An 11082-nucleotide genomic window follows, 5' to 3' on the forward strand; every position below is an offset into this window, starting at 1 on the left:
CCGGAGAACGTGGCCAGCGGCGACCTCGGCCCCGCCGTGACGGGGGTCTTCTCGGAGGCGGGGACGATTCAGGGCATGGCCCAGGCCATGGGCAGCGCGAAGGCCAACATCGACATCATCACCGGAACTGAGCTCCCGAGGCTCCCGGACTCCGGCAGCGGCTCCATCATCGCCATCGACCCGAGAATCTCGGACGCGTCATTCGTCGCGTTCGACGGCCTGAAGAATCCCCTGGCCACGCCGCTGTTCCTGACCATCGCCCACGAGCTCATCCACGCCCTGCACAACGCCCATGGAACGTCCCGCGGCCAGTTCCCCCTGTGCGACTACAGCAACCGGGAGGAGTACGAGACCATCCGCGGGACGGACCTCTCGGAGAACACCCTGCGCGCCGAGCACCGCCTGGGCGTCCGCTTCGGACACTCGGGCGAATTCGCCCAGGACCTTCTGCGCTACCTGCGTCTGCACCCGCAGGAGGTCATCGAAGAGCGGCGCGCGCTGAAGTACCGCTGAGGTGAATCCGGGACGACCCGAGGACTCCGTGGCGCAGCCCGCCGCCGCGCTGGCGCGCAGGAAGGCCGGGGCCGGCGACTCCTGGAGTCTCCGAGAGCCGCCGGCCTGGCTCATCGAATCGTTGAGGGACGAGCGCGCCGTGGATGATTGCGGCTGCCTGGTCTGCTGTTGGGATGGCAATAGTCAAACGAGAGCCGTGAGCTTCAATTCAAGCTTGGGAAATCATTGCAGGTTGGCGGGGCCATGGAAGTTGATTTACAGCTTCTGCCCTGACATTTTTTAGAGGCTGTTGGTAGTCCGGGCCCCGGTGGTGTTTGTCGCGATGGGCAGGCGCCCTGGAGGGTTTCGACGGTTGGTATTGCTGGATCTGTCTGGAGGGCGTGGGCCGTTCCGGCGTCTTCGGCCCGGAGCTGCTCATCGCCACGAGCACGACGGATGGCGGGGGAGTGGGCGTGGACGCAACCCGGGAGCCACGCCGGAGCCCGCGGCGGACCGGAATCTTCTGCTAAGACAGGGCGCGGGGCCGGATGAGCTGCCCCGTCGCGAAGAGGGGCGCATGCGAAGTATCGCTGGCTGGTTTCTCGTCATCCTGGGGCTCACCGGCTTCGGTGTGGAGATCGACAACCTGCGCAGGGGCACGACAGACTCGACCGTCCTGGGGCTCATTCTCGCCACCGTCTTCGTCCTCGGAGGCCGTGCGCTCATCCGAAGCGCGCGGCGAGCAAAGCTGCCGGCCGAGCCGGGGGAATTGCTCGCCATGGCGCCGCTCCCCGCCATGTCCCGTCGCGACATCGAGCGCGCTGAGCATCGGTCCGTGTCTCCTGCTCCCTCTGTGTCCTGCGGCTCGCACTCCTCGCGGGTGGTTCCGAGTTGAGCGCCGGCGAGAGTCCTCCACCGCATCGCGTCCTGGCCGACGTCTTCGTGCGCACGCGCGTCCAGGAGGGTGCGCTCGTGCTCGGTGCGGCGCTCTGCACCGCGTTGCTCGCGCAGGTGGCCCTCCCGGTGCCGGGCTCGCCGGTGCCCATCACGGGACAGACGCTCGCGGTCGTCCTCACGGCCGCCGCGCTCGGGCCTGGACGTGGCATGGCCGGGCAGCTCGTCTATCTCCTGCTGGGGGCGGCGGGACTGCCGTTCTACGCGAAGGCGGCCAGCGGCTGGGGGCAGCTCGCCGGGCCGACCGGGGGCTATCTGGTGGCCTTCCTGCCCGCGGCCTTCCTCGTGGGCCTCGCGGCGCGCCACGGATACGACCGGCGACCGTGGACGGCGGTGCCCCTGTTCCTCGTGGGACAGCTCGTCATCCTGGGCATCGGCATGGTCTGGCTCCGCGTGGCGGTCTCGCTCGACTTCGTCACCGCCTTCCAGAAGGGCTTTCTTCCCTTCGTCCCCGGAGGGTTGCTCAAGGCCGCCATCGCCGGGCTGATCACCTCCCTCGCGTGGCGGCTTGTACGGGCTCGCGCTTCCCGCGCCACGGCCTCCTGAAGCCAGGGCGGGCTCCGGCGGAGGCTCGCCCCGCCTGCTCCTTCAGGTCCTTGCCCGCACGAAGTCGACGAAGGCCTTGAGCACGGGCGGCAGGTGCCTGCGGCTCGGGTAGTAGAGGAAGAACCCGGGGTAGGGCGGGCACCAGGCTTCCAGGACGCGGACCAGCCGTCGCTCTCGCACCAGGGACTCGACCTGGGACTCAAAGACATACCCCAGCCCCAGGCCCGCGAGCGCGGCTTCCAGGATCTCCACCTGATCGCTCAGCGCCAGGGAGCCCCGCGTCTCCACTTCCAGTTCCTGGCCATTGCGCTCCAGCTCCCATGCGTAGCGTGAGCCATTGCTGAACCGCAGTTGGATGCAGTCGTGCGCGGCGAGGTCCTTCGGCGTCTTCGGAAGAGGGCGCTTCGCGAAATACTCTGGCGAGGCGACGATGGCCGAGCGCAGCGGCGGCCCGAGCGGTATCGCGACCATGTCCGCGGCCACGCGCTCATGGAAGCGCACGCCCGCGTCGAAGCCCTCCTTGACGATGTCCACGAACGCCGGGTTGTCGACGACGTCCACTTCGATGCCCGGGTAGGCGGCCATGAAGGGACCGAGCACCGGCATCAATCCCAGCCGCGTCGCCACCCGGGCCGCGGTGATGCGCAGACGGCCCACGGGCACCTCGCGGAACGTGTTCAGGTCATCGAGCGCATCGTCGATGTCCCGGAACGCGGGACGCAGCCGCTCGGCGAGCCGCTCTCCGGCCGCCGTGAGTCCCACGCTCCGGGTCGTGCGGTGCACCAGCCGAAGGCCCAGCTTCTCCTCCAGCCCCCGCAGACTGTGGCTGAGCGCCGAGGGCGTCACCCCCAGCGCCCCCGCCGCGCGGCGGAAGTTCAGGTGCCGGGCGATCTCCAGGAACACCGTCAGCTCACGGACGTCGGCCTGCATGGACGCTTCCTCTCCTCTGTTGAGCGGGGCTCAACAGTCTAGTGCATGCTGTACGGATTCCCTCATGGATGGCCAGCGTCTATCTCTATGCGTGTTGGAACCGCTGACAAGGAGCACGCACATGAAGACCTGGCTCATCACTGGCGCATCCCGTGGATTTGGACTCCGCATCGCGCAGGCGGCCCTCGACGCAGGCGACCGCGTCATCGCCACCGCGCGCAACCCCCAGAGCATTCCCCTTCAGGCGCACCCCCGGCTGGTCGTCGCGAAGCTGGACGTGACGGACGAGGCCGAGGCCCGGCGCGTCGTGGCGGACGCGGGGCGCATCGACGTGCTCGTGAACAACGCGGGCTTCGGGCTGCTCGGGGGCGTCGAGGAGTCGAGCGCCGAAGAAATCGAGAAGCTCTTCCGGACCAACGTCTTCGGCCTGCTGGCCGTCACCCGCGCGGTGCTGCCCGTCATGCGCCAGCAGCGCTCCGGGCATGTCATCAACCTCTCGTCCATCGGCGGGTACCGCTCGGGGGCGGGGTTCGGCGTGTACTGCTCCACGAAGTTCGCCGTGGAAGGCCTGAGCGAGGCGCTGCATGAGGAGCTCGCTCCGTTGGGCATCCACGTCACGGTCGTCGAGCCCGGCTACTTCCGCACCGACTTCCTGGATGAGGCTTCGCTCACCCGGGCGGCGAAGATCATCCCCGACTACGCGGAGACGTCCGGCGCGACGCGCACTCGCGCCACCGCCATCAACCACCAGCAGCCGGGCGACCCGGCGAAGCTCGCCACCGCGCTGCTGGAGTTGGTGAAGCTGAAGCAGCCCCCGCTGCGCCTTGCCCTGGGCAGCGACACGGTGAAGGGCATCGAGGACAAGAACGCCTTCGTCGCCCGGGAGCTGGCCGCCCACCGCGCGCTCTCCCTCTCCACGGACTTCACGTCGTGAGCGCACCCCGCGGGCGGACGCTGGCGGGCGTCCGTCCGCGCGAGGCGGGCCTGTCCTGACGGCTCCGAAGAAACGGTTTCAGCTACTCGCGCGGGTCAGTTGCTCGGCGGGAGCGGAGGACACCGTGGCGGTCGCGGCCTTCCGTGTGTTCGCTTCGATGGCGACCTGGCACATCGCCACCTGCGCCTGAAGCTGGAGGGAGAAGGCGCGGCCCCGTCCGAACATGACGCCCACCAGGGCCAGGAGGAGTCCGCCCACGAGAATGAAGAGGCCTTGCAACTGCGCGGCGCTTGCCGCCACCGCGCCCACGATGAAGCCGATGACGCCCCACGCGAAGATGATGCCGGAGGCGCGGTTGTAGAGGGCCTGCGCGTGCTGGGTGATGATGTTGGGGTCGTAGCGAACCGACATGGGAGGAACTCCGAGGGTGGGAATGACGGGGCCCGTGGATCAGGCCCGCGCGGCTGAATCGCATTCCGCGAAGCACCTGGGCATCCCCCGGAGGAGGTATGGGGAGACGACCCAGGCGTGGCAGGTACGGCATCCCTGGTCGCAGACGTAGCCGCTGCCGCCGTCGAGCCTCTTGATGCCCAAGGTGTTTGGGGCAGGGACACCCTCCACTCTCGCCACCGCCCGTCAGGTTGGCGGGGCTGGATTTGTCAGGGCCTCCTGCCCGGTGCTTGCTCCTTGGCGGGCTCTCCCACGAAAGGATTCCCCTCCATGCCCCTGCCTCCAGATGATGCCCGGCGGATTCTCGAACGGGCCGCCTCACATGGCCTGGTGCTCAACCCCGAATCGCTGTCGGTCAACGAGGCGGGGCTCGACTATCGCGTCGTGATGGCTCGCGACGCAGGCGACGTGGAGTGGGTCCTCCGGATCCCCCGGCGCGATGACGTCTCCGCGAAGCTCGGTGAGGAGCGGGCGATCCTCGACTTCGTCGGTCCGCGCCTCGGAGTCCCCGTCCCCCGGTGGCAGGTCGCCGACCGGAGTCTCATCGCCTACCGGGCCCTGCCCGGGAGACCCGGGCTAACCCTCGACCCGGCCTCCGGCGAACCCGTGTGGCACTTCGACCGCGAATCCCGCGTCTATGCCCGGGAGTTCGGCCTCCTGGTCAGCCGGCTGCACGGAATCAGCATCGAGGAGGCCGGGCGCGCCGGCCTGACGGTCGAGACACCCGAGCAGGTTCGCACCGGCTGGGCCGCCGACATCGCGCGGGTCCGGAAGGAGTTCGATGTGGCCGAAGCGCTCGTCCGGCGCTGGGAGGACTGGCTGGGGGAGGACTCCTACTGGCCCCGGCACGTCACGCTGACGCATGGTGAGCTGTACCCCGCACACATCCTGATGGCCTCCGACGACACCATCACCGGTGTGCTCGACTGGACCACCGCCAAGGTCGGCGACCCCGCTCGCGACTTCGTGTTCCAGCGGATGCTCGGTGTGGACGCCGTGTTCGAGGCCACCGTCGACGCCTACGTGAAGGCGGGCGGGCAGGTCTGGGAACGGATGGGCGACCACTGCATGGAGCTGCTCGCGGCCAGCCCCATTGGCTACGCCCTCTATGCGCTGACCACGGGCCAGCCGGAGCACCGGGAGGCCGCGGTGGCGCTGTTGAAGCCCTGAGCCGCGGCTGCCGCGCACGCCATCCATACTACCCGTCACGACGGATTCATCCGGATCGTGAAGCCGACGCAGGGGCTCACCTCGTGTGGCTTCGGCGCTGCCACCACCAGGGGGAAGTGTGGTATGGATGGATATTTCCTGGAAAGCGGAGGCTCGCTGTGACGTTGTTTCGAGTGTGTCTGGCTTCACTGCTGCTCTTGGTGGCCGCCTGTGGTGATTCGAATCCAAATCCAGAGGTGACCGCTGATGCCGGCCAGCCCCGGCCGGATGCGGGCGGTGGGACGCCGGACGCGGGCGATGAAACGCCGGATGCAGGCGGTGGGACGCCGGACGCCGGTGATGAAACGCCGGATGCAGGCGGTGGGACGCCGGACGCAGGTGATGAAACGCCGGACGCGGGCACCGAGACTCCGGACGCGGGCACCGAGACTCCGGACGCGGGCACCGAGACGCCAGACGCGGGCACCGAGACGCCGGACGCGGGCACCGAGACGCCCGACGCAGGCGAGCCTCCCGCGAGGAGCGTCATCGACAACTGGGGCTTCGAAGATTGGTCCGGGGCGCTTCCGGCGAAGTGGTACGGCAGCACGTCGAATATCTCCCCCGAAGATGTACGGCGGGAGATGACGAACGCCTTCGAAGGAACGAACGCGGCCCGGCTGGCCAATCCCCTGACCGCGCACAGGCGCTTCAGCACCCTGGCGAAGTCGATGCCCGCGGGCCGCTACTCCTGCACCTACCAGGTGCGTGGCACCGGTGACGTGCGAAACGCCTTCTTCGACGACGACTACTCCTCCTATTCGGCCTACACCCAGGTCAACAGCCAGGCGTGGAAGGCGGTGACGTACAACTTCAACCTCGCCGCCGACGTCTTCGACACCTTCGAGCTCATCTTCAGCGTCCGCAATACCAGCGGGGAGCACCTGTTCATCGACGACGTGCGCTGCGCGCGGGCCGACGAGCCGTGTGACGCGGTCAGTTGTGAGACCTGGGAGCGTTGCGTGAATGCCACCGCGACCTGCGAACCTCTCTCCGGTCGCTGCCACGACGCCGCGGACTGCAACGAGTGGCAGTCCTGCGATGAGACAAACACCTGTGTGGTCGCCGCCGATCGCTGCACCCGTCACGCGGATTGCGCGGGGACCCCGGCGACGCCGGTCTGCGAACAGGCCACGCATCTGTGCGTGGCGGGCGACCCCTGCGCTGGCGTCACCTGCAGCCACGCGGCGACGAGCTGCAACCCCACGACGGGCGTGTGCGAGCTGGCCGAAGGCGCCTGCTTCACCACCTACGACTGTGTCGGCGCGCTGCCTGCCTGCGACGCGGCGACCCGGCGCTGTGTCGCCGCCGCTCACCCCTCGAACATCATCCGCAATGGTGGATTCGAGAGCTGGGACACCTATTCCATCCCGTACTACGGGAACCACTACATTCCCGACTACTGGTACGGCATGGACAACGGCATCGCCGACCCGGGCACCGAGATCAAACCCTCGCGGCTCGTGCCCTACACGAACGCGGTGCACGGTGGCTCGCGGGCGCTGCAGTTCGTCGTCCCCATCCAGGTGGCCGAGCGCTTCTCCCTGGAGAAGTTCAACGTCCCGAGCGGCAACTACTCCTGTTCGTACCGGGTGCGAGGCCACGGCACCATCCGCCATCGCACCTATTCGAGCGGCGGCTGGAGCGTGCAGACCGACTTCCTCGCCGTCGACAGCGACGCGTGGCAGCCGGTGTTCTTCCGCTTCACCGGCAACGTGCGCGACTGGCGCCTGATCCTCTATCCGAGCCGCAGCGTGGCCGACCGCGACCACCTCCAGATCGACGACGTCGTCTGCACGAAGGACTGAAACGAACGCTGATCCACCGGCGTTGAGAGAGCGGGCCGCTTCCCGAGGAGGGAAGCGGCCCGTCTTGCATTCACCGGCCGAGGATGAGGATGGCCATCCCCGCGATGAGCACGAGGATCATCAGCGTCTTCTGCCAGAGGTTCGCCTCGCGGAAGAGCAGGGCGGACAGGAAGAAGGCGACGATGAGGCTCGTGCGGCGCAGGACGGACAGCAGGGACACCATCGACTGGGGGTCCATGAGGGCGTGGAAGTAGATGAGCTCCGCCAGCACCCAGGAGATGCCCACCAGGGGCACCGCCCAGCTCCAGGTGAGGCCCAGCCCCAGGCCGCCCCTGCGCAGCATGTACGGCACGAAGAGCAGGGCGGACAGGGCGCACCGCTGGAAGGCGGAGTGCGCCTGGATCTCCAGCACCGGGAGCTGGAGCTGGACGACGAGGTACTTGTCATAGACGGTCGTCACCGCCGACAGCACCGTGGCCGACAGCATGAGCAGCACGGCGGTGTTGCGGAAGACGACGATGCCTTCCTTCCTGCCGACGACGGAGAGCACGTAGTAGGACAGCACGGTGATCATCAGCCCGAGGAACTGCATCGGCGTCAGCAGCTCTCGGAACATCACGAACCCGCCCGCCAGCGTCCAGAGCGGCCCGGACGCCCGCACGGCGCCAGCAATGGAGATGGGCAGCTCCCGCACCGCGTAGTACGCGAGGATCCACGAGGCCGTCATCGCGACGCCCTTGGGGAGCAGGAGCGCGTGCTCGCGCAGGGACAGCCCGAACGGATCGATGTGGATGGGCAGCGCCCCTGGGAACAGGGTGGGAACCCAGACCAGCGCCCCGAAGAGCGAGGACCACATGACGACGGGGATGACGGCGTTGCCCGTCATCGCCTTCTTCGTCCAGACATCGTACAGGCCGAGCATCACCCCGGCGCCAAGGCCATAGGCAATCCACATCTCAGCCTCCCCGGGAGCCGAAGGCCGCGAGCGTCTGGCGAAGGTGGTCCACGGACTTCGTGCCCGTCAGCACGAAGCCCGAAAAGGCCTGGCCCAGGACGTGGTCGAGCGACTCCCGCAGGGCGACCTCGCGCGCCTTGTCCGGGGCATGGAGCAACTGCCCCATGGCGAAGGGCCGGTTGATCAGGACCTGGAGGCCCTTGCGCGAAGCCAGCGCGAAGACGGGCTCCAGCGTCCGGTGGAGTGTGTTGTAGGGGAACTGGAGGTAGGAATAGAGGCCCACCGAACAGGCCGCCTCCGCCGCCGCCACGTCGCTGATGCTCGCGCCCAGGCGGGTGATGCCCAGCGAGCGGGCGTACTCGAGGGCGCGGACCACGTCGGGCGCGCCCACGGTGGCCGCGGTGGCCTTGTGCACCTGGAGCAGGTCGATCCGCCCGAGCCGGTGGAGGCTCTGGTCGAGGCTGCGGCGGAGCGCGTCGTACGCATGGTCGGTGAAGGAGGTGTGGGCCTCCGCATCCCAGTGCTCGCCGAACTTGGTGGCGACGAGCAGCTCCTCGCGCCGGGAGCCCAGCGTGGTGAGGAAGGCCCCGAACCGCTCCTCGCTGGTGCCATAGGCGGGCGCCGTGTCGAAGCAGCGGACTCCGGCTTCGACGGCGTACTCGAGCAGGCGCCGCGCGTCCGCTTCGGGAGGGGGAGGCTCCGAGTGGTAGCCCCACGTGCGGCCGATGGACAGCAGGCCAAGCCCGAGTCCGACGGGGCCCGGCGCGACCAGTGCTTCAACGTCACCCCGGGGGCTCATGGCGCAGCCTTCGGGTGGAAGAAGGACTGGGGCTTCGCGTCTTCCAGGCGGAAGGTGCCGCTGCCCGCGATGACCTGGCCCACGCCGACCACCAGCCGGCGGGCCGTGCCGGAGCCCTTGAGGACGGCGGCGCGCCGGTCCGGATCCGGGTCGCTGAACGCGGCGCCCCCGGCCAGGCTGCATCCGTCCACGGTGATGGCTCCCAGCACCTGCGTCCCCGACCCCAGCTCCGTCTGGCCGAAGACGGACGCGCCCCCCAGGTAGCGTCCGCCATCGCCGATGACGATGTGCGCGCCAGGGCTGTTCGCCTTCGCGGTGAAGCCGCCCTCGCCGAACTGGTTGCCATCCCCAATGAGGAGGGGGCCGGTCTCCGCCGCCAGCAGGGTGCCGGTGTGAAAGACATTGCGGTCGCCCAGCCGCAGCTCCGCCGTCGGCGCGCAGGTGAGGGTGACGCAGGGATGAAAGACATTGCCCTGGCCGATGCGCGCGTGACGGGAGATGAGTACGGAGAACGGGTCGAAGATGACGTTGCCGCTGCTGGCGAGCGCGAGGACTTCCTTGAGGGTCAGCAGGCCCGCCGCGAGACGGGGCGCGTCGAGGGCGGAGAGCAGGTCCGGATCAAGCTGCATGGGAGGGCTCGCGACGGTGGAGGGTGAGGTTGGCGTGGAGGACGTCACAGGGGCGCTTCGCGATGAGGCCATCCTCCAGGCGCTCGTAGAGCCGCGCCGTCAGGACGTCCGTCAGGAAGGGCGTCTCGGTCATCTTTCCCGGCAGGATGCAGATGTGCCCGGGGACGGGTTCGTGGATGGCGATGTTGAGCGAGCGCGCGGCGCCCGCGTCGGGTGAGAAGTCCACCTTCGTGCACGCGACGTCGGTGAAGGGCGTCCCGCGCTTCCAGCCGGGCACCAGCCGCTCCAGCGCCCGGTGGAGGTTCCCCGCCTTCTCCTCGATGACGTTGTAGTCAGGCTCGGTGCAGAGCAGCGCGTCCTCGTTCAGGCCGACGATGCTGTAGCCACCGTGGTGCATCATCGCCGCCTCATGCGGGTCCACGTAGAACAGCCCGTGGGCGCCCAGGCGGGGCACGACGACCAGGTGGCTCTTCCAGTAGCGGATGGGCAGCTCCAGCTTGAAGAAGTCGCGGAAGAGATCCCTGGCGCCGAAGCCGGCGGAGTAGACGAAGAGTCCCGCCTCGACGTGGAGCGTCTGTCCGTCGGCGGTGACGACGCTGGCCTCCTGGCCGTTGATGCGCTCCAGGCGGGCGCCGGTGAGGACCTCGGTGCCGCCCTGCTGCGCGGAGGTGTAGAGCTTGCGGTACAGCATCCGGGTGTTGAGGCTGACGTCCGCGACCTCGAAGATGGCGGCGGCGCGGGAGAGGTCGGCGGCCGGGAAGCTCGAGACGGCGGCGGCCCGGGCCCTCGGCCGGTACCAGACGCCCGCCTCGTCCCACCGGGACGTGAGTTCCTGCACCCGGTCTCCGTCGCGGACCAGGACCAGCGGGGTGCGGTCCGCGTCCTCGACCGCCTCTGGCGCGAAGGCGCGAATCTGCTCGTGCCCGTAGATGCAGCGCCGCGCCACCTGGACCGCGTTCTCCCGGTCACGGATGGAGCCGGCATGGTAGCTGCCCCGGTGCAACCAGCCCTCGTTGCGCGTCGAGGGCCCGCTGGCGAGCGTCGGCTGCTTCTCCAGCAGCAACAACCGCAGCCCGAGCCGGGACAGCTTGTGGCTCAGCATCAGCCCGGTGATTCCTCCTCCTACCAACACCACGTCGTAGCGGCGGACGTCTCGAGTCACGGCACGCCTCCTTGTCGTTGCATGAAAATTCCAATCCCTGTTCAATTTGTTGCGTGAACGTGACTAACCAGAAAACCAAGGCGCGCGAAGATGGCTGGTTTGGGTCGTGCAACGGAAGGATGGGGGGCGTCTGCCTGCCTCCGTGCGGTTGCGACTCCAGGGCGGAGGGTGGAGGGGGGAGGGTGGAGGCGACGTGATGGCTCGGGCGCCGCGC

General features: G+C 68.7%; 12 protein-coding genes. 6 read left to right on the top strand and 6 right to left on the bottom strand.

All coding sequences use genetic code 11. The features are described from left to right. The 3 genes from OV208_RS36495 to OV208_RS36505 form a co-directional block, all read left to right on the top strand. Nucleotides 1-513 (top strand): hypothetical protein (locus OV208_RS36495; RefSeq protein ID WP_267578568.1); only part of this gene is annotated, 513 nt, incomplete at its 5' end. A gap of 556 nt (nucleotides 514-1069) precedes the next feature. Further along, nucleotides 1070-1387, top strand: coding sequence for a hypothetical protein (locus OV208_RS36500; RefSeq protein WP_267578569.1), 318 nt, complete (start codon nucleotides 1070-1072; stop codon nucleotides 1385-1387). Further along, complete coding sequence (locus tag OV208_RS36505) at nucleotides 1384-1992, top strand: biotin transporter BioY (RefSeq protein WP_267578570.1); 609 nt, start codon at nucleotides 1384-1386, stop codon at nucleotides 1990-1992. The genes OV208_RS36500 and OV208_RS36505 overlap by 4 nt, the downstream gene beginning before the upstream one ends. A gap of 42 nt (nucleotides 1993-2034) precedes the next feature. Here OV208_RS36505 and OV208_RS36510 read toward each other — a convergent pair whose 3' ends face one another. Beyond that, nucleotides 2035-2922 carry a LysR family transcriptional regulator gene (locus OV208_RS36510; RefSeq protein ID WP_267578571.1) on the bottom strand — a complete coding sequence of 296 codons (888 nt, stop codon included), beginning with the start codon at nucleotides 2920-2922 and terminating at the stop codon, nucleotides 2035-2037. Between the two features lie 121 nt (nucleotides 2923-3043). Between OV208_RS36510 and OV208_RS36515 the strand changes: the two genes are divergently transcribed. Beyond that, on the top strand, nucleotides 3044-3856 hold the full coding sequence (locus OV208_RS36515; RefSeq protein WP_267578572.1) for an oxidoreductase: 813 nt from the start codon (nucleotides 3044-3046) through the stop codon (nucleotides 3854-3856). Between the two features lie 78 nt (nucleotides 3857-3934). Here OV208_RS36515 and OV208_RS36520 read toward each other — a convergent pair whose 3' ends face one another. Beyond that, nucleotides 3935-4267 (bottom strand): hypothetical protein, encoded by a 333-nt coding sequence (locus OV208_RS36520; protein WP_267578573.1) that lies wholly within the window; start codon nucleotides 4265-4267, stop codon nucleotides 3935-3937. 309 nt (nucleotides 4268-4576) lie between these two features. Between OV208_RS36520 and OV208_RS36525 the strand changes: the two genes are divergently transcribed. Both OV208_RS36525 and OV208_RS36530 read left to right on the top strand, forming a co-directional pair. Then, nucleotides 4577-5476, top strand: a complete 900-nt coding sequence (locus OV208_RS36525) for a macrolide 2'-phosphotransferase (RefSeq protein ID WP_267578574.1) — start codon at nucleotides 4577-4579, stop codon at nucleotides 5474-5476. Nucleotides 5477-5634: 158 nt separating this feature from the next. After that, a complete protein-coding gene (locus tag OV208_RS36530) occupies nucleotides 5635-7323 on the top strand; it encodes an invertase recombinase-like protein (protein ID WP_267578575.1) in 1689 nt (562 codons plus the stop codon). 70 nt (nucleotides 7324-7393) lie between these two features. Here the strand turns inward: OV208_RS36530 and OV208_RS36535 are convergent, their stop codons facing one another. The 4 genes from OV208_RS36535 to OV208_RS36550 are packed head-to-tail and all read right to left on the bottom strand — an operon-like array spanning nucleotide 7394 to nucleotide 10868. Beyond that, nucleotides 7394-8278 carry a DMT family transporter gene (locus OV208_RS36535; RefSeq protein ID WP_267578576.1) on the bottom strand — a complete coding sequence of 295 codons (885 nt, stop codon included), beginning with the start codon at nucleotides 8276-8278 and terminating at the stop codon, nucleotides 7394-7396. Nucleotide 8279: 1 nt separating this feature from the next. Continuing rightward, nucleotides 8280-9077 carry an aldo/keto reductase gene (locus tag OV208_RS36540; RefSeq protein ID WP_267578577.1) on the bottom strand — a complete coding sequence of 266 codons (798 nt, stop codon included), beginning with the start codon at nucleotides 9075-9077 and terminating at the stop codon, nucleotides 8280-8282. Then, entirely contained in the window at nucleotides 9074-9706 is a 633-nt protein-coding gene (locus OV208_RS36545) for a hypothetical protein (RefSeq protein ID WP_267578578.1), read from the bottom strand. The genes OV208_RS36540 and OV208_RS36545 overlap by 4 nt, the downstream gene beginning before the upstream one ends. Next, a complete protein-coding gene (locus OV208_RS36550) occupies nucleotides 9696-10868 on the bottom strand; it encodes an NAD(P)/FAD-dependent oxidoreductase (RefSeq protein WP_267578579.1) in 1173 nt (390 codons plus the stop codon). Before OV208_RS36550 ends, OV208_RS36545 begins: the two co-directional genes overlap by 11 nt. Between the last annotated feature and the right edge of the window lie 214 nt (nucleotides 10869-11082).

The organism is Corallococcus sp. bb12-1, from assembly GCF_026626765.1.
Classification (GTDB): Bacteria; Myxococcota; Myxococcia; order Myxococcales; family Myxococcaceae; genus Corallococcus; species Corallococcus terminator.